At 41.0% G+C, this 17744-nt stretch carries 18 protein-coding genes; 8 read left to right on the plus strand and 10 right to left on the minus strand.

Annotated features, from left to right (window positions below):
* Window positions 1–234: 234 nt before the first annotated feature.
* The 3 genes from V7K89_RS23320 to folD all read right to left on the minus strand — a co-directional run bounded on the left by V7K89_RS23320 (window position 235) and on the right by folD (window position 2930).
* Complete coding sequence (locus V7K89_RS23320) at window positions 235–690, minus strand: divergent PAP2 family protein (protein WP_190939008.1); 456 nt, start codon at window positions 688–690, stop codon at window positions 235–237.
* 287 nt (window positions 691–977) lie between these two features.
* Window positions 978–1910, minus strand: coding sequence for a geranylgeranyl diphosphate synthase CrtE (gene crtE / locus V7K89_RS23325; protein WP_335191376.1), 933 nt, complete (start codon window positions 1908–1910; stop codon window positions 978–980).
* A 132-nt stretch (window positions 1911–2042) separates the two neighbouring features.
* Window positions 2043–2930 (minus strand): bifunctional methylenetetrahydrofolate dehydrogenase/methenyltetrahydrofolate cyclohydrolase FolD, encoded by an 888-nt coding sequence (gene folD, locus V7K89_RS23330; RefSeq protein WP_335191379.1) that lies wholly within the window; start codon window positions 2928–2930, stop codon window positions 2043–2045.
* 278 nt (window positions 2931–3208) lie between these two features.
* On the opposite strand from folD, the gene V7K89_RS23335 reads away from it, so the two are divergent.
* The 5 genes from V7K89_RS23335 (at window position 3209) to V7K89_RS23355 (ending at window position 7120) form a co-directional block, all read left to right on the plus strand.
* Complete coding sequence (locus V7K89_RS23335) at window positions 3209–3751, plus strand: hypothetical protein (protein ID WP_442941745.1); 543 nt, start codon at window positions 3209–3211, stop codon at window positions 3749–3751.
* A 21-nt stretch (window positions 3752–3772) separates the two neighbouring features.
* A complete protein-coding gene (locus tag V7K89_RS23340) occupies window positions 3773–4207 on the plus strand; it encodes an NUDIX hydrolase (protein ID WP_335191381.1) in 435 nt (144 codons plus the stop codon).
* Between the two features lie 107 nt (window positions 4208–4314).
* Window positions 4315–5415 (plus strand): AI-2E family transporter, encoded by a 1101-nt coding sequence (locus V7K89_RS23345; protein WP_335191383.1) that lies wholly within the window; start codon window positions 4315–4317, stop codon window positions 5413–5415.
* Between the two features lie 334 nt (window positions 5416–5749).
* Window positions 5750–6499 carry a hypothetical protein gene (locus V7K89_RS23350; RefSeq protein WP_335191385.1) on the plus strand — a complete coding sequence of 250 codons (750 nt, stop codon included), beginning with the start codon at window positions 5750–5752 and terminating at the stop codon, window positions 6497–6499.
* A gap of 9 nt (window positions 6500–6508) precedes the next feature.
* The gene (locus V7K89_RS23355; protein ID WP_335191387.1) at window positions 6509–7120 is read left to right on the plus strand and encodes a DUF4231 domain-containing protein; all 612 of its coding nucleotides are present in this window, start codon (window positions 6509–6511) and stop codon (window positions 7118–7120) included.
* 18 nt (window positions 7121–7138) lie between these two features.
* On the opposite strand, the gene V7K89_RS23360 is transcribed toward V7K89_RS23355, so the two are convergent.
* The 5 genes from V7K89_RS23360 to V7K89_RS23380 form a co-directional block, all read right to left on the minus strand.
* Window positions 7139–7873 (minus strand): HAD family hydrolase, encoded by a 735-nt coding sequence (locus V7K89_RS23360; protein ID WP_335191389.1) that lies wholly within the window; start codon window positions 7871–7873, stop codon window positions 7139–7141.
* 161 nt (window positions 7874–8034) lie between these two features.
* Window positions 8035–9099, minus strand: coding sequence for a 30S ribosomal protein S1 (locus tag V7K89_RS23365; RefSeq protein ID WP_335191391.1), 1065 nt, complete (start codon window positions 9097–9099; stop codon window positions 8035–8037).
* A gap of 310 nt (window positions 9100–9409) precedes the next feature.
* A complete protein-coding gene (locus V7K89_RS23370; RefSeq protein WP_084227385.1) occupies window positions 9410–9517 on the minus strand; it encodes a photosystem II reaction center protein T in 108 nt (35 codons plus the stop codon).
* A gap of 112 nt (window positions 9518–9629) precedes the next feature.
* Complete coding sequence (psbB, locus tag V7K89_RS23375; RefSeq protein ID WP_335191393.1) at window positions 9630–11159, minus strand: photosystem II chlorophyll-binding protein CP47; 1530 nt, start codon at window positions 11157–11159, stop codon at window positions 9630–9632.
* 501 nt (window positions 11160–11660) lie between these two features.
* Window positions 11661–11987, minus strand: coding sequence for a hypothetical protein (locus tag V7K89_RS23380; protein WP_335191395.1), 327 nt, complete (start codon window positions 11985–11987; stop codon window positions 11661–11663).
* 463 nt (window positions 11988–12450) lie between these two features.
* Here V7K89_RS23380 and V7K89_RS23385 point away from each other — a divergent pair, with 463 nt between their 5' ends.
* Both V7K89_RS23385 and V7K89_RS23390 read left to right on the plus strand, forming a co-directional pair.
* Window positions 12451–14103, plus strand: coding sequence for an ABC transporter substrate-binding protein (locus V7K89_RS23385; RefSeq protein WP_335191397.1), 1653 nt, complete (start codon window positions 12451–12453; stop codon window positions 14101–14103).
* A gap of 60 nt (window positions 14104–14163) precedes the next feature.
* Window positions 14164–15189, plus strand: a complete 1026-nt coding sequence (locus V7K89_RS23390) for an ABC transporter permease (protein WP_335191399.1) — start codon at window positions 14164–14166, stop codon at window positions 15187–15189.
* On the opposite strand, the gene V7K89_RS23395 is transcribed toward V7K89_RS23390, so the two are convergent.
* On the minus strand, window positions 15186–15791 hold the full coding sequence (locus V7K89_RS23395; RefSeq protein WP_335191400.1) for a hypothetical protein: 606 nt from the start codon (window positions 15789–15791) through the stop codon (window positions 15186–15188). The two genes, V7K89_RS23390 and V7K89_RS23395, sit on opposite strands and share 4 nt — an antisense overlap.
* A 41-nt stretch (window positions 15792–15832) precedes the next feature.
* Entirely contained in the window at window positions 15833–16378 is a 546-nt protein-coding gene (locus V7K89_RS23400; protein ID WP_335191401.1) for a hypothetical protein, read from the minus strand.
* A 315-nt stretch (window positions 16379–16693) separates the two neighbouring features.
* Here V7K89_RS23400 and V7K89_RS23405 point away from each other — a divergent pair, with 315 nt between their 5' ends.
* The gene (locus V7K89_RS23405) at window positions 16694–17722 is read left to right on the plus strand and encodes an nSTAND1 domain-containing NTPase (RefSeq protein WP_335191402.1); all 1029 of its coding nucleotides are present in this window, start codon (window positions 16694–16696) and stop codon (window positions 17720–17722) included.
* Window positions 17723–17744 lie beyond the last annotated feature (22 nt).

Here is a 17744-nt window from a genome sequence, read left to right on the forward strand (position 1 = left end):
AATTTTAGATTTTAAATTTTGGATTTTAAATTCAAAATTTAAAAAGGTTTTAAGCGAATATATATATATTTATATTCGCTCTGTAAGAAACAAGTTATTTGGAACAAATCCTTTTATCCTTAATTCTTTGAATTTATTCACTGGGTAAATCTAAAATCCAAAATCCAAATTTGATTGACAAATTACCAGTTACTAATTATCAATAGCCTTACAACAAAGATTTATTGCCCTAGTTCAATAAGCAGACCTAGCTAACCAATAGATGGTTATACCCAAAGCCGACCCAGCGATTACCTGAACTGGTGTATGTCCGAGTAATTCTTTCAAACGGTCTTGGCTAAAATCTGGTTTTTCATGAAATAATTCATCAATCATTTGATTGAGAATACGCGCTTGCTTACCAGCTGCTTGACGAACTCCAGCTGCATCATACATAACAATGATGGCAAAAACGATCGCAACGGCAAAATCAGGAGATGCCCAACCCAGTGTTTGCCCTACACCCGCGGCTAGAGCCGTAACCAGAGCTGAATGGGCACTGGGCATACCTCCGGTTGTCACCAAAACACGCACATTTAGTTTGCGATTTTTGACAATCTCAACTACGAGCTTTAATGCTTGAGCAATTAAACAAGCTACCAGAGCAACCAGCAGCACCCGGTTGTCTAAAATGTTGCCTATGTCCTGCATGGTATTTTGGTTAGGTTATTAAATATTAGCAGCAGTTGTTGGTTGAGGAAACATTTAGATTCAACCCAAAATTCCCAAATTAATTTATCACGTTGGAAAAAGACTAACGATTCAAAATAATCTAAAAGCTTACTTGATAAGCTTTTGTAATTTTGAATCAGTGAATTTTTAATTTCGCTGGGCAGTAGTAGTACAGTATGGTGTAAATAAACCACCCATTTCCAATCAATGAAACGCTTGCGGTATAGGAATTAGGAATTACGGATTACGAATTACCCAAAGCGTTACTAGTTATTACGGCTGGTAATAAAATGAGCGATCGCTTGGAGTGGTTTGGCTCTGTCTCCAAATGGTTCTAATTCCACACAAGCTGCTTGAACAAGCTCTTGAGCTTTTGAGCGCGATTCCTCAAGTCCCCAAAGGCTAGGATAGGTTACTTTCTGGGCTTTTTGGTCTTTGCCAGCTGTTTTACCTAATTGCTCTTGAGTAGAAGTGATATCCAAAATATCATCAATGATTTGGAATGCTAGCCCAATATTTTGGGCATAACGGGTTAGTCGCTGCCCATCTTCAGGTGATGCATTAGTTATCAGCCCGCCACAAACTACACAAGCTTCCAAAAGGGCGGCTGTTTTGTGTTTATGAATGAAATTTAGGGTTTCTAGGGAAATATCAGATTTACCTTCCGACTCTAAATCGACAACTTGACCGCCGACCAAACCACCTGCCCCCAATGCTCGACCAAGACGGGCAATGACCTGCAAGACTACCTCTCTTTTAACGCTTTGAGGAGTTTGAATAGCAACAGACTCAAAAGCGAGAGCCAACAAGCCATCCCCAGCTAAAATCGCGACATCTTCGCCATAGACTTTATGATTCGTCAACTTTCCACGACGGTAATCGTCATTATCCATCGCTGGGAGGTCGTCATGAATCAACGACATTGTGTGGATCATCTCCACAGCACAAGCCGTTGGCATGGCCATCTCAATGGTTCCACCCATCATTTCACAGGTAGCAAGGCAAAGAATGGGACGTAAACGCTTACCTCCAGCTAATAACGAGTAGCGCATCGCCTCATAAATCTTTTCTGGATAAACGATCGGGATAGCCCGATCCAAAGCATTATCACAAAGCTTTTGTCGCTCTTTTAGATAGGCTGCTAAGTTAAATGTGGCTTCCTCTGGCGGTGTCTTTTGGACGTTATCAGTTGCTACCATTCTTTAATTCCTGAGATTTTGGGATTTTTGTCTGATACATCACAATTTTAAGGTGCTGTGGTGCTGAAAAAAATGAAAAGTTAGGAGTGAAGATTTAGGAGTTAAGAGTTATTAAGAATAACTTTTAACTCTTCACTCTTTTTCTTCTTTTGCCGCTCTGGAATAGCTAGCAAATGTATTTTCCAACAATATGGCAACAGTCATCGGGCCAACACCACCAGGAACTGGGGTGATAAATCCTGCTACATTAGCGGTTGATTCAAAATGGACATCGCCAATGAGGCGACTTTTGCCATTAGCATCGGTAACGCGATTCATCCCCACATCTACCACAACAGCGCCTGGTTTCACCATATCAGCAGAGATCAGTCCGGGACGACCTACTGCTGCAATTAGAATATCAGCATTTTGGGTGATGGGTTTGAGGTCATGCGATCGCGAGTGAGCGATCGTGACTGTGGCATCAGCTTCTAAGAGCATCAGCGCCATCGGTTTACCCACCAAAATACTACGCCCTACGACTACCGCTTGTTTTCCCTGCAAAGGAATCTCATATTTTTGTAAAAGCCGCATCACACCAGCTGGGGTACAGCTACGTAAACCGCTTTCTCCCCGTACTAGTCGCCCCAAGTTAACTGGGTGCAGTCCATCAGCATCTTTATCGGGATCAATTTGATGTAGCAGAGTTACAGCATCCAGGTGGTTAGGTAAGGGCAACTGCACAAGAATGCCATCAACTCTTTCATCGTGATTGAGTGCAGCAATTACTTCTTCTAACTCTCCAAGGGTAGTTTGGGCAGGAAAATGCTTACCAAAAGAAGCGATCCCAACTTTAGCGCAGGCTTTTTCTTTATTGCGTACATAAGCGGCTGATGCTGGGTTATCACCAACCATCAACACTGCTAAACCAGGAGGTCGTCCAATTTTTGTTTGTAATTGTGTAATCGCAACAGAAAGTTCTTGCTGAATTTTTGCTGCTATTGCTTTCCCATCAAGGAGTTTGGCAGTTTTTGTTTCCATGAAAATTTCCAACTATGTTCGCTTATTGTCCAAAGTCCAAAATGAAAATATTGATTCTTGAGTCTTGACTTTCGACTATTATTATGTTGCTGTTTGATGTCGTAGCGTTTGTCTCACAGTAAATCCATAATGTTTATTTTCTCAGATCAACGACATCATCTGAAGAATAAAGAATTGGGAGAGTGGGAGTGGAAGAAATGAAAAGACAAGGGGGGAATTAATTGAACAAGTCTCTCTTTTATCTCCCCTCTCTTCCTTGTCTACCTTGTCTCTTCTCAATGCTCAATGACGCCAGTTGCTTCTCCCAAGGGGAGACGCTGCGCGAACAAGTCGGGCATTCATTGCCCGCCCAACGCACTGGCTCCCCAGTGCCCCATGCCCAAATAAATAAATCGGTGGCTTTTATGCAACAAATGAGAAATTTATCCTTTTCATTTCTGTACGGGCACAGTATTGTTCCTTACCGCTTGGGGTTGACTTTATTCCTGATCACAGGACTTTGTAGTTGTGGTAACTTGACATCGCCTGCTTTGCGTGGGGCTGGCTTAAAAATTGGTACAAATGTAACTCCAATTGGAGAGATTAAATCAAAACAAGACAATCAGGCTATAGTTTACATCCAAGGTCAAGTAGAAAAGCAAGCTCCCCTGATAAAACAGTGGGCTTATAAAATTAAGGACTCAACTGGCAAAATTTGGGTTGTCACCAATCAAAAGAATCTGAGTGAAGGTTCACAAGTTGTAATTAAGGGTAAAGTTCGTTACCAAAGTATTCCTTTAGCTGGCAAAGAATTGGGGGAAATTTATTTAGAAGAAGAATAATCAACAATTAAAAATGAAGATATGAACAATCAACAGGTGCACGTTGCGATCGCAATTCTCTACCAGAAAAACAAGTTTCTCATGCAACTGCGTGACAACATCCCTGGTATTCTCTACCCTGGTTATTGGGCGCTGTTCGGCGGTCACATCGAACCTGGTGAAACGCCAGATGTCGCGGTAAAACGAGAAATTTTAGAAGAAATCGGCTACAATTCACCACCCTTTGTTGAATTTGGCTGTTATTTCAACGAAAGAGTTGTCCGTCATGTCTTTCATGCACCACTTTTGGTGGAATTAAATCAACTGGTTCTGAATGAGGGCTGGGATATGGCGTTATTTACGCTAAAAGAGATTCGCCAAGGTAACTGTTATTCACAAAATGCTGGTGAAGTGCGACCTTTAGGGGCAATGCATCAGAAAATTATGTTGGATTTTATTGAGAAAAATCCAACATAATTTGGGTATTAAGCATAGTTATAATCTTATCCCCCCTTATTCCCTATTCTTCACATCCCTAGAAAGCCAAAATAAAGTTAGAACGAACTCTTATGAGGTCATCACTAATGCAATCAGCAAAACTGCCGCGATGGTTAACTATAGGATTGGCCTTTCCCATTGCCATTCTCAACGGCTGGCTATTGCTCCAGGTTATACAGTATTTTCAACCCTTAGTTAGCGTTATTGCTGCCGCCATCCTGCTAGCTTTTGTCTTGAACTATCCAATCCAGTTTCTCCAAGAACAAGGAGTGAAACGCAACTTAGCGATCGGGGGGGTGTTACTTTTGACTGTGGTGATTTTAGTAGCTTTAGGCATCACCTTGGTTCCGCTGATTATTCAACAGCTTGTTGAACTGGCTAATATTTTGCCCAGTTGGATTGATTCTGGTACTCAGCAGCTGCAAGCTTTTCAAGATTGGGCATTAAGTCAACAGCAACTTCCGATTAATTTAAGTGGTTTATTTACCCAAGTTCTGGAACAATTATCTAACCAACTTCAGTCCTTCACTGGTAGAATTCTTAGTTTTGCTGTTGATACCATTGGTAGTGTCCTCAATGTGCTGCTGGCAGTAGTGTTGACTATCTACCTAATATTGAATGGTGAACGTCTTTGGGACGGAATTTTTCAGTGGTTTCCCCCTATTATTGGGTCAAGAGTACGGGAATTACTGCAAGAAGATTTCCACAATTACTTTATCGGTCAAGCAACATTGGGAGCGGTGTTAGGCGTAACAATTACACTAGTGTTTTTAGCCCTGCAAGTTCCCCTAGCTTTACTTTTTGGCATTGGTATTGGCTTATTTTCACTTTTCCCTTTTGGTACGGGAGTCGGTATTGCCATAGTAAGCTTGCTGGTAGCGCTGCAAAATTTTTGGTTAGGAGTGGAAGTTTTAGGTGTAGCTGTTGCGATCGACCAAGTTAATTCTAATATTATTGCACCTCGAATTCTTGGTAATTTGACTGGCTTAAATCCTGTGTGGGTGGTGATTTCTTTATTACTGGGTGCAAAGTTGGGAGGAGTACTGGGTTTATTAATTGCGATTCCTATAGCTAGTTTCATCAAGGATATAACAGATAGCTGGCAGGCTGGAGAGTTTAATAAGATAGAGGATATAGAGTCAAAACCTGTGACAGTAAAAAGTGAGAGAGCAGGAACTTATAGTTAAAGTTTCATCATTGAGATTAACTGAAAGATTGGTATGTCCATAAATAAACTGTAAAATCCTCATTTAAGATATCAACAAACAAGAAGCTATTATTTTATGGATTAATAATTTTTCAGAAAAATAATGGTAAAAAGCTAAAGCGTAGGGTTAGTCTGCCGTAAATATCGCTATTTACATTTAAGCAAAATATAGTGAAACATTAATCTAATGATAAAACCATACAAAAGTATTATAGAAATCCTTCTCGTCAAGGTAATAACGGAATACAACGCCTTGCAAAACATGACTGCGAAACTTTACGTCAGAAAACCTAAGCAGTCAGTATTTTGAAAAAATGAAAAGTTGTTTAAAACTTACTTTTAATAATGGACAAATAGCATTAGCTACTCAAGTTGAGCAGCCAAAAGAATTGCCTTATGCTCTTGAGACAATAGGGCTGTGCGGTTCGCGTCCTGTTTTAGTAGTAGTGGGGGGTGCAAGTAACATCAGTGAAGCTGACTTTCTCCGTATTCAACGGTTGTTTGTGGAAGTTTTAGCCCCCATCGCCGAAACTTTGGGGGCTTATGTTGTGGATGGGGGTACGGATGCAGGAATTATGCGAATGATGGGTACAGCTCGTACCCAAATAGGTGCTAAGTTTGCTTTAATTGGTGTGACACCTGAAGGTAAAGTGGCTTTACCTAATCATTCGTCGGAAACTGCTACTGATTTAACATCGTTAGAGCCAAATCATACTCATTTTGTACTAGTTCCTGGGAAGAATTGGGGCGACGAGTCTCCTTGGATATCTTGTGTTGCCACTATGTTGGCTAATGATGCACCTTCGATAACAGTACTGTTGAACGGTGGTGAAATTACCTTTAAGGATGCTTTTTCTAGCGTTAATAGCGGCAGGGTAGTTCTTGTGATTGCTGGTAGTGGTAGAACCGCAGATATACTTGTAGATGCTTTGCATGGAAAGGCTACTGATGAACGAGCCAAAAAGCTAGCGAAATCTGGTACATTACAATACATTGACTTAATTGACATAGAGAAAGGAGTTGATAATTTAGGCAAAGTAATTAAAGGGTTACTTTCTAATTAGGAGTAAAAAATGGCAAAAAAAGATAGTTATCATGAATTTTTAAAAGAAGATTTTAATAAGTTATTTGCAGATATTAACTTAGGTGATGTACAAAAACATTTTTTGCGATCGCGCTGGTTAGACCAAGTACTCTGGATGGAAGGTAAAGCAAATTTATCGCGCGATCGCCATTATTTTTTACGGATAACAACTATTATTGGTGGTGTAGTTCTGCCGGCATTGGTAAGTCTAAATATTAATACTAATTTCAAACCTAACAATAGGAATATCATTATGTGGTCAACTTTTGGTTTGAGCCAAATAGTTGCTATTAGTGCTGCCATTGAAGAGTTTTTTCACTATGGAGAACGCTGGCGACACTATCGCCGAACAGTTGAATCTTTAAAAACCCAAGGGTGGCAATTCTCGCAGTTAACAGGCCCTTATCGTATTTATTCAAGCCACGAACAGGCATTTAATTTATTTGCAAGTCATGTAGAAGATATTATTCAGCGAGATGTGGAAATATATGCCACTCAAGTTGTACAAGAAAAGAAAGAAGAAAAACATAATCAGGAAGACCATATCTTTCTGCAAAATACAAAGATAACCAATTTAGAAGAGAAGAAAAACGAAGAATAAAACCGAACTCATATTAAATTAATCCTCTACAATTTTGATTTCATCAAGTTGATTAATCACTACATCCGCACCTCGGACATTATCTGACTTACCTACCCAAGTGATACCAATACAACCTGCGGCTTTAGCATTACGCGCCATTTGCATATCACCAACTGAATCACCCACCATTAATGTAGCGTTCGGTTCAACTCCCAAAGTTTGGCAAGCTTGCAAAAATAGCACTGGATCTGGTTTACTTGGCCCTTCATCTACGCCCATTTCTAACTGGATATAATCACTTAACTGGTGATTGGCTACAAAATTACGTACTTCTTCAGTTGTCGCAGCTGAGAGGATACCAAGTTTTAGTCCACCCTCCCGCAGGTATTTCAAAATTTCTAAGCTACCCACAAACAGTGGTGAAGCAGTTTGTCCAATGTATTTTTCCGCTTCATCCAAAGCTTGACGGGCTATTTTTAAGCACTCAAACCATCCTCTTCCTGTTTCAGCAATATATGCCGCAGTAGCAACTTCTGTTTCACGACGGCTTGCTACTGATATTAAACCTGCGGGATCTAGAAGATTGCCATTGATGCCAAATGCCATTAATAGGGGTTCCCCTGTTCCAGGAATTTGAGCATCTATTAATCTTGCTGCCTTTTGTGCCAGCGATCGTAAATATGTTTCTGAATCTTCTAGAGTACCGTTTTTGTCAAATAAAATTGCCTGGATATTATCAAAAGTGATATTTTTACATTTAATGGTTGCCATAATATTTAACTTCCAACTACTCCCAACTTCTGTACAGACAAGGGTTAATCGCGTCTCTCCAAACTATTCTCGATTCTCCACATAAAAAAAGAGGGTTTTTCCCTCTTTATAAAATGATTTAATACTCTTACTTAAAGATAAGTAAAACTATAAAAAATCTATTACTCTTCAATAGCTGCTGGAATTTCCTCTTCAATTTCCGTCGCTGCTGGAATCGCTGTTTCAAATGCCGCAACTACTGGAATATCTTCGTCAAGTTCTGTTGCTGGTGGAATATCTTCGTCTGCAAGAACTTCCCCAAGTGAAGCCGCAGCAGTTGCACCTTGCTGCTTGGCTAATAGCTGTTCGCGATACTTAGCAGCCATTTCTTCCGCCTTATCGTAAACCAAATCCCGGTTTTTAATCATATCGCCGGGTTCGGGTTCTAGCTGCTTAGTAGATAGAGAAATGCGACCCCTTTCTGCATCCAAGTCAATGATCATAACTTTTACTTCATCATTGACATTGAACACGCTATGAGGTGTATCAATATGTTCGTGAGAAATCTCAGAAATATGCAGTAAACCACTGACGCCGCCAATGTCAATGAAAGCACCGTAGGGTTTGATCCCACGAACAGTACCAATTACTACTTCGCCAACTTCTAAGCGGTTCATCTTGCGCTCAACTAGCGCCCGACGGTGAGATAGAACGAGGCGATTACGTTCTTCGTCCACCTCTAGGAATTTCAACGGCAGATCCTCGCCGACCAATTCTTCTTTAGGTTTGCGGGTACTGATGTGGGAACCTGGGATAAAGCCACGTAATCCCTCAATCCGTACCAATGCTCCACCGCGATTGGTTGCAAACACACCAGAACGTACAGTAGCATCTTCTGCTTGTAACTGTCGCACGCGTTCCCAAGCCCGCATATATTCAATACGGCGAATGGAAAGGGTTAATTGACCATCTTCGTTTTCATCGGTAAGGATGAAAAATTCCCGCGTTTCGTTTGACTGTAATACTTCTTCCGGGCTATCTACCCGGTTAATAGACATTTCTTGTATGGGTATATATGCTGCGGTTTTAGCACCAATGTCAATCAGAGCGCCGCGCGGCTCTATACTGAAAACTGTTCCTGGCACAACATCGCCAGGGCTAAAATGATAATCGTATTTGTCAAGTAGAGCAGCGAAATCTTCGTGAGTGAATCCAATTTCTGTAGCGGTTAAATTCTGATTGACCATGCTGATTTGTTCCTGGTTTTAGTCTCCGTAAAGGTGGTGCAACAAGCGCGATGCGTTATGTAGGCAGTTCTATGGCAGCTTACACAAAACATCCTTTTTTATCCTAGCGCACAAAAGCTAGCATTAACACATATCTACTCCCAAGATTGGAAATTATATCACAACATTAAAATGATTTGTCATTAATCATTGGTTAGTAGTGAGAAGCAACATAAAGGACATAAGGACAAACATAATAATATCCGTTGCTACCATGCTTAGTAGCAACGGATATTAAGATTAAATCCGCTTAAAAGTCTGGGAATAGGATCTACTTATCTTTTGGTTTCTCAAAGCGAGGGGGTTCGCGAAATGCGATCGCAAAGAAGAGAGTACCTATACACAGAGTAAAAATCAAGATGTACGCAACGCTTTCCATATTACGATTTCCTCTTTATCCAGCCAGTAGCTAAAGTTTTTAATACTGAGTCATCTAAGTACTGAGTCAGAGCCTTAACTCAGAACTCAGCACTCAGAACTCAGCACTGAAATTAAAGAGCTTCTTTCCGGCGGGTTGACTTGTCACCCACTTTCTGGAACAGACCCCACTCAACTTGCTCTTCAAGATCCGCGTCAACACCAGCAAATACGTCTCGATAGATTGTTCGAGCGCCATGCCAGAGATGACCAAAGAAGAACAATAAAGCAAATACAGCGTGTCCAAAGGTAAACCAACCTCTAGGACTGGTGCGGAATACACCATCAGATTTCAAGGTTTCTCGGTCAAATTCAAAGATTTCACCGCCTTGAGCCTTACGGGCATACTTCTTCACATCAGCTGGCTCTGTAAAGGTCTGACCATTAAGATCGCCACCGTAGAAACTAACGGTAACACCAGATTGCTCAAAGCTATACTTAGATTCTGCCCGACGGAAAGGAATATCAGCGCGGACAATTCCATCAGCATCAGTCAAAACCACTGGGAATGTTTCAAAGAAGTTGGGGAGACGACGCACAGTTAATTCCCGTCCTTCAGAATCTTTGAATACGGCGTGACCTTGCCAAGACTGGGCAATGCCGTCACCTTTCACCATCGGCCCTGTACGGAATAGACCGCCTTTAGCGGGGCTATTACCGACATAATCATAGAAAGCCAATTTTTCAGGAATCTGCGACCAAGCTTGCTCAAGGGTTGCACCTTGGGCAACGTTTGTTTGGACGCGGCGCTGAATTTCTTGACGGAAGTAGTTTTGATCCCATTGATAGCGGGTAGGACCAAATAATTCGATGGGAGTGGCAGCGTTACCGTACCACATAGTACCAGCAACCACGAAAGCAGCAAAGAAGACTGCTGCAATACTGCTAGAAAGTACTGTTTCAATGTTCCCCATCCGCAGAGCTTTGTAGAGCCGTTCGGGGGGTCTAACTGTCAGGTGGAATAAGCCTGCAATAATACCAACAACACCAGCAGCAATGTGGTGAGCCGCAATGCCACCAGGGTTATAGGGGTTAAAACCATCTGGGCCCCATTCTGGTGCTACTGCCTGGGCCGCACCAGTTACACCATAAGCGTCAGAAACCCATATCCCCGGTCCAAATAGTCCGGTGACGTGAAAAGCACCAAATCCAAAACAAAGCAGACCAGATAAGAACAGGTGAATGCCAAACATTTTTGGCAAATCTAGGGCGGGTTCACCAGTGCGGGGATCTCTAAAGAGTTCCAAATCCCAGTAAACCCAGTGCCATACGGCGGCTAGAAATAGCAGACCGGAAAGAACAATATGAGCGGCAGCAACGCCTTCAAATGACCAGAAGCCAGGATCGGTTGATGGCCCACCAGTAACGTTCCAACCACCCCAAGATTGAGTGACGCCCAAACGTGACATGAACGGCAGGACGTACATTCCTTGACGCCACATCGGATTGAGAACTGGATCGCTAGGGTCAAAAACAGCCAGTTCGTAGAGTGCCATCGAACCAGCCCAGCCTGCTACTAAGGCTGTGTGCATTAGGTGTACAGAAATCAGTCGCCCTGGATCATTCAGAACGACTGTATGTACTCGGTACCAGGGTAGTCCCATCGACTACGCTCCTCCTCGATGAGTTAGTTTACAAAGCAATTTTCTTACTGAGGTTCTAAGAGACGAAAATCGCCACTCAGAAAACTCTCTGTTGTTTTTTGTTATTGCCAGAGCCAGAGTATTACCACAGCTTAATCTTAATAAATTAGACAGCGTGGGTGCTTTGGCAATGCTTACTCGCTTCTGGAGGTTTACCTATATAGGCTAGCCATCGCCAAGCTTAAATGAGAATGTTTTAAAAAGTGTAACTATTGATGGAATTGTTTGCAAGCGTGTAAATTGATGCGATCGCGTAGCATATCTAAGTTTTTTCGCTACCAATACCCATCGAGGATTAAATTTGCTTATCTTTTCTTTACGAGGAGTGGGGCATTGGGCAGAAAAGGCTCCAAGAGGAGGGAGCAGGGGAGACAAGGTGACAAGAAGTGAGAACTTGCAACAAATTTGTCTTTTTGTCTCCAATTCTCCTTGTCCCCTTGTCCTCTTCCCCATACCCAATCTCTACTGAACCACCAACTGGATATTTTGCAGTTGACACTTCGCCTCTGCTGTACTCAAACGTTCGATTACCTGTTCGGCGCTCATCAGACGCTTGAGTACTACTTGACCGATGGTCTGGCTGGCAATTACTGGTGTTGTTGGCTTCACTTCCACGGTTAAAACGGCTTCTTCAACTCGATAAAGCCAGAGTAATTCGTTTTGTTCGACTAAACAAATATTCATTCGCTGAATATCTGGTTGGCGTCGCCATGCGGTTATTTGCCAGAGTCCATCAGATGCCCAGACTCTGGCAACTGCCCATCCCTCAGATAGAAAGAAATACTTCACGGTCTTAGTCTCACTATTAGACTTTCAATCTGCTGTTAACGATATCGCGATCGCTTTAGTCGCTGATGTTCAAACACTCTTCTTTTTGAGAATACAGCGGATCTTGACGATAAAACGCTTTTTCGATGTCTGTTCCCAAGCAGCAAGAGGTAAAATTTCAACGTACACTATTTACGCAGTCAATAAAAACTTTTCAATACTTAACAAATCTTAAATGTTAAATTCTGTATTTTATCAATGATTTTTTGTAATCAAAATAGTGTGTGTACGTAGGCCGTCGTAGGCATCGCACAGTAACAATAAACTTGATTATGAAGTTGAGTATCCGCCACAAATTTTTGATTTAGATGGCTACGGAGCGTTCCATCGAAACAAGAACTACTATAAATTGTGAAGATTCAGCATAATAATCACAAATGTAGTAAAATTGCTGACCGCTACTGATATCAAATATATTATTGCTATGACCTGGTTTTCCTTGTTCGTGAAACGGTGGGGTCGAATTACACAATTCCTATCTTTGTTCTGTCTATGTTTATTTTTAGTTGTTAGTTGCGCTCCTCGTCCACAGTCAACTACGCCACCATCTGGGACTGTAAATACCCCTACAGGTGATGGTCGGATTACGATCGGTACAACAGCCAAGCCAAGAACCCTCGATCCGGCTGATGCTTATGAGTTAGCATCTTTAGGTTTGGTGTTTAATATGAGCGATCGCCTCTACACCTACGAACCAGGAAGCACCGAAATTAAACCCCAATTAGCTACAGCATTACCCAAAGTTAGTCAAGACGGTTTAACTTATACCATTCCCTTACGTCAGGGAGTAGTTTTTCACGATGGGACTTTCTTCAACGCTCAAGCAATGGCTTTTACCATCCAGCGCTTTATTGAAAATAAAGGAAAACCCTCATTCTTACTAGCTGATTTAGTAGATTCGGTAAAACCCACAAGCGAGTATGAGTTGACAATCAAACTGAAAAAGTCCTTTGCAGCTTTTCCCTCACTGCTGGCATTTCCTGGAGTGTGTGCCGTTTCACCAAAAGCTTATGAAGTCGGCGCTGGCAGATTCAAGCCAAATATTTTTGTGGGAACTGGCCCTTATAAATTAGGCCAGTATGGTACTGATTCAATCAGATTTGATGTGTTTGATAAATATTGGGGAGAAAAACCAGCTAACAAGGGTGTTAATCTCCAAATTCAAACTAGTCCAGTTAATTTGTTTAATGCTTTTCGTACAGGTGCAGTGGATGTAGCTTATCTATCGCTACAGCCAGATCAAAATCGTAGTTTGGAAGAAGGTGGCAAAAAAGGGGATTGGCAAGCGATCGCAGCTGAAGGTAGTGTAGTAAGTTATCTGGTATTAAACCGAAATCAAAAGCCTTTAGATAAATTAGAGGTAAGACAAGCGATCGCCTCCTTAATTGACCGTCCACTTTTAAACGAGCGAGTATTATTTGGTCAAGCAGATCCGCTCTATAGCATGATTCCCACAACATTTAAAGTTTCTGTGCCATTATTCAAAGATAAATATGGCGATGCTAACTTCGATCAAGCTAAAAAATTATTAACTACTGCTGGCTTCTCCAAAGAAAATCCCGCAAAAGTGCAAGTTTGGTATCCTTCTAGTTCACCTACTCGTAGTTTGGCAGCACAGACACTCAAATCTCTTGTGGATGTCAAAATGGATGGAATACTGCAATTTGAAGTTACCCAAGCGGAAGGGCCTGCCTTCTTCAAAGATATTGCCAAGGGTTTGTATCCAGCAGCTTTACTTGATTGGTATCCAGACTTTTTAGATCCAGATAATTACGTCCAACCATTTTTGTCTTGTGACAAAGGTTCAACTGCTAAAGGATGTGAAGATGGAGGCAGTCAAACTCAGGGTTCGTTTTACTATAACGAAGCTATAAATAAACTGATTGATAGGCAACGCAAAGAACAAAACCCTGAGGCGCGTCAGAAAATTTTTAACGAAATTCAAACGCAAGTTACTGCTGATGTACCTTACGTTCCTTTATGGCAAAACAAAGACTATGTATTTGCCCGAAATGGTGTTAGCAGCGTCCAACTTAACCCTATCCAAATTCTGGTTTACCAGGCACTTAAAAAGTAGTTATTGGGCATGGGGCATGGGGCATCATTCACAAATGACAAATGACAAATAACTAAAATTATGTCTCGCTCTAAAGCCTTACAATATTACATTGTTTCTCGGTTGCTTCTCGCGCCACTTCAGCTATTAACTATCATCACCATTGTATTTCTCTTACTAAGAGCAACACCAGGAGATCCAGCAGATGCAATTCTTGGTGGACGTGCGCCAGAAGCAGCTAAAGAAGAATTGCGAAAACAACTCGGTTTAAATCTTCCCCTGTGGCTACAGTACCTAAATTATTTGGGAAGCATACTGCGTTTTGACTTGGGAACCTCTTTAATGAGTCGTGGACAAAATGTTTGGGACATCATTGGGCAATATTTCCCGGCGACGGTAGAGTTGGCAGTATGTAGTATGGCGGTTGCACTTATCGTCGGAATTGCGGTTGGGACTCTTTCGGCTTCCCGTCCTGGGACATATTTTGATATTGGTGGACGCTTATTTGGGATCATCACCTACGCACTTCCGATGTTTTGGGCGGGAATGCTTTTACAATTGATTTTCTCAGTCCAACTGGGTTGGTTTCCTAATTCCAACCGCTTTCCGTCTAATCTGCCGACTCCCACTCCTGTCACTGGATTGTATACAATTGATAGCCTACTAGGTGGAAATTTCACCCAGTTTTTCGCATCTTTGCACCATCTTGCTCTACCAAGTTTCACACTAGGAATTTTGCTTAGTGGAATTTTTGAGCGAATCGTGCGAGTGAATTTAAAGCAAACCTTGCAAGCAGATTATGTAGAAGCAGCTAGAGCTAGAGGTATTGGTGAAAATAAAATTTTAGCTTCCCACGCTTTAAAAAATGCGTTAATTCCAGTGATTACAGTTTTGGGATTAACCTTTGCATCCCTGTTGGGTGGGGCGATTTTGACAGAGGTAACATTTTCTTGGCCTGGGTTAGCTAATCGATTGTATCAAGCGATCGCCGATCGCGATTATCCCACAGTCCAGGGAGTGCTGGTGTTTTTTGGTGCGATCGTTGTCAGCGCCAGCATTTTGATTGACATTTTAAATGCTTATGTAGATCCGCGAATTCGATATTAAATTTCTTGAGAAATACCACTGGCTAAAATCCCCAGAATTTTATTCACATCTTTGAGATAATATTCGCTTAAATCAATGGTCAATATTTGTTGTTGTAATTTGAGGAATTGCCAAATACTGCCCGTTGTAACTGCGCCGTAAATTGTTTTAATTTCAGTTGCAGCTTGCTGATTAAATATTTGGGCTGCTACCATTTCGGCTGCACACTGACCAAAACCTGCATTAATATTTTCTTTTTTAGCTTCTACAACTGTAATTACTGGTGCTGTCAAAATTAGAAGTTCTGGAGATTTGGTAATAATAAAATCGCAAGTGCCGTTTAATCCTTTGCTATTATCGACAGTAAAATCTACCCCAGAAAATAAACTAACTTGCTCGTGTAATTGTCGGCGTAAATCGACTAAAATTGGTGCAATAATTAACTCAGAACGCGCTTTTTCACTATTACTACCTAAAGCGATCGCCAAATTATAATTGAGTGTTTCTGCAAGTAAATTACTCGCTGCTAGTTCAGGGATAGCAGCGAAAATATCACGTTTTTCTAATGTGGTTAAGCTAAACTCTTGTTTTGCTTTAGCTAAACTAAAGTCGCTGTAAGCCATAAAATTACTACTCGCTTTTACTTTTAAACAAAAGACTCAAATTACTCTCCCACATCCAAGTCAAAGTAGAAACTATTGTCAACAATTTTGTTACTGCCAATATTTTTTAGAATCCGTATGATAACTCGGTGCTGTCCTGGTTCAAGCTTCCAAGTTTTTTGGAAGTTACCAATATTATGACAAGCAGTATAAATCGGGAAGTTACTAGGAGTGAAAAGTCCATTTTTATAACTCTCAACTCCATGTTTAAATAAATATCCTTTAATTTCTACTTTATTGAGTAGAGTTTGAGATGGTATGCAATAATTGAGGTTTGATAATCTTAGAGTATCTCCAGATTTGAGAAAGAGGCGATCGCGATTTGTCACTTGCTGAAGTTCGTTGCTATTAACTTGGATAGTAAGATTATCAACGCATACTTTAGCAGCGAGAACTTTATCACACGTTGTAGAAGTGGCGATGACTGAGGGCTTTAGTTGTGGGGAAGATTTTTTATCACGTTCAATTATGGCAGGTACCCCGGCAGCTGCTATGGTAGCGATAGCAGCAATGAGAGCAAGTACGATTTTTTTTGTAAAAGCGTTCATGTGACTAGCTCCTAAAGTTTTTATGAGTCACTGCTTAATCACTGTGTCCACATTTATATATGGCTTTTTGTGACTATTACGTATCTTCAAATCAGTTTAAGGTCACGATTGTGAAATGTCAACTTTTTAGGGTCACAAAAACGATGCAAATAGTAAAATTTTGTTTTAAAAACGTTAAAATCCAGTTTTAGTAAAGGTTAGCATGGTAATAATCTAGAAAAAAAACCTATATTTTTATACTTTTGTGTACGAATATGAAAATTTCACAATATTCATAGTCACAAAAATGTAAAAAACAATATAATATGAGGAATTATGGATCAACAGCAATTCTCTGAAGCAGTCAAAAAGCTGACACCTCAACAAGAGAAGGTGTTGAGAAGCGTCTTAGCTGGTGAGTCAGATTCAGATATTGCTGACCAATTGGAAATTCAAGAAGCTACGGTTAGAAAGCATGTAGAAAGGATTTACCGAGCATTTGATACGACTGGCAAATCAAGCGATCGCCCCTCAAGTCGCAGTGAACTTTTTGCTTTATTTTTTAAGTACCAACCTGAACTGTTAGTGAGTACAGGAAAGGCGATAAAAGATTGGAGCGAGCTTATTAGAGAAGTAACTCCCACAGTCACAAGTAACCCCTTCATCCCCTTTACAGGCAGAATAGAAGACCTACAACAGTTTTTTGGCAGGGAACACGAAATATCACGGGTATTTGAAGTACTTAACAGTAATAGTAGTGTCACGCTTATAGGAGAAGAAGGAATCGGCAAGTCATCTTTGTTATGGGTGATTTGCCAACAGGCAGAAAATTATTTGCAGTTACCACGCAAGCCAGTTTTTTTAGATTTAAATAATGGAGTTCATGATGAAGATGAATTCTACTTTGCTTTGTGCGATAAAATTGGTATTCCTGAAAGCAAAGGCTATAGACTAACTCGCAATTTACAAAAGAAAAAAGTGCTATTAGCTATAGATAATTTAGGAAAGTTAATCGAAAACGGCTTTACTCGCCAAGTTAGGGATCAATTGCGCGGTTTAGCTGAAGGGCGTGATGCTTCTTTGCGGTTGATTTTAGCTGCTAACGAACCTCTGGACAAGCTATTTAACGACAGTCAGGATAATGGCAAAACATCTCCACTATCAGGTATTTGCCAAGAAGAACACATTCATCCTTGGGATGAAGCTACTATGCGTGCTTTTATTGCCAGCCGTTTAGCTAACACTTCTGTGAGTTTTACTGAAGAAGAAATCATCCAACTCATCCAAGAAAGTGGCGGACATCCTCGCAAACTGATGCAATTGTGTTACCGAACTTATTCGCGGTATGTGGAGAGTTTGCAATGAATGACATCGCTTTGACCTCTCC

This window comes from Nostoc sp. (assembly GCF_036917515.1).
GTDB lineage: Bacteria > Cyanobacteriota > Cyanobacteriia > Cyanobacteriales > Nostocaceae > Nostoc.

Coding starts and splice junctions, on each gene's coding strand:
- V7K89_RS23320 (WP_190939008.1), bottom strand. CDS start 690: ATGCAGGACATAGGCAACATTTTAGACAACCGGGTGCTGCTGGTTGCT.
- crtE (WP_335191376.1), bottom strand. CDS start 1,910: ATGGTAGCAACTGATAACGTCCAAAAGACACCGCCAGAGGAAGCCACA.
- folD (WP_335191379.1), bottom strand. CDS start 2,930: ATGGAAACAAAAACTGCCAAACTCCTTGATGGGAAAGCAATAGCAGCA.
- V7K89_RS23335 (WP_442941745.1), top strand. CDS start 3,209: ATGCTCAATGACGCCAGTTGCTTCTCCCAAGGGGAGACGCTGCGCGAA.
- V7K89_RS23340 (WP_335191381.1), top strand. CDS start 3,773: ATGAACAATCAACAGGTGCACGTTGCGATCGCAATTCTCTACCAGAAA.
- V7K89_RS23345 (WP_335191383.1), top strand. CDS start 4,315: ATGCAATCAGCAAAACTGCCGCGATGGTTAACTATAGGATTGGCCTTT.
- V7K89_RS23350 (WP_335191385.1), top strand. CDS start 5,750: ATGAAAAGTTGTTTAAAACTTACTTTTAATAATGGACAAATAGCATTA.
- V7K89_RS23355 (WP_335191387.1), top strand. CDS start 6,509: ATGGCAAAAAAAGATAGTTATCATGAATTTTTAAAAGAAGATTTTAAT.
- V7K89_RS23360 (WP_335191389.1), bottom strand. CDS start 7,873: ATGGCAACCATTAAATGTAAAAATATCACTTTTGATAATATCCAGGCA.
- V7K89_RS23365 (WP_335191391.1), bottom strand. CDS start 9,099: ATGGTCAATCAGAATTTAACCGCTACAGAAATTGGATTCACTCACGAA.
- V7K89_RS23370 (WP_084227385.1), bottom strand. CDS start 9,517: ATGGAAAGCGTTGCGTACATCTTGATTTTTACTCTGTGTATAGGTACT.
- psbB (WP_335191393.1), bottom strand. CDS start 11,159: ATGGGACTACCCTGGTACCGAGTACATACAGTCGTTCTGAATGATCCA.
- V7K89_RS23385 (WP_335191397.1), top strand. CDS start 12,451: ATGACCTGGTTTTCCTTGTTCGTGAAACGGTGGGGTCGAATTACACAA.
- V7K89_RS23390 (WP_335191399.1), top strand. CDS start 14,164: ATGTCTCGCTCTAAAGCCTTACAATATTACATTGTTTCTCGGTTGCTT.
- V7K89_RS23395 (WP_335191400.1), bottom strand. CDS start 15,791: ATGGCTTACAGCGACTTTAGTTTAGCTAAAGCAAAACAAGAGTTTAGC.
- V7K89_RS23400 (WP_335191401.1), bottom strand. CDS start 16,378: ATGAACGCTTTTACAAAAAAAATCGTACTTGCTCTCATTGCTGCTATC.
- V7K89_RS23405 (WP_335191402.1), top strand. CDS start 16,694: ATGGATCAACAGCAATTCTCTGAAGCAGTCAAAAAGCTGACACCTCAA.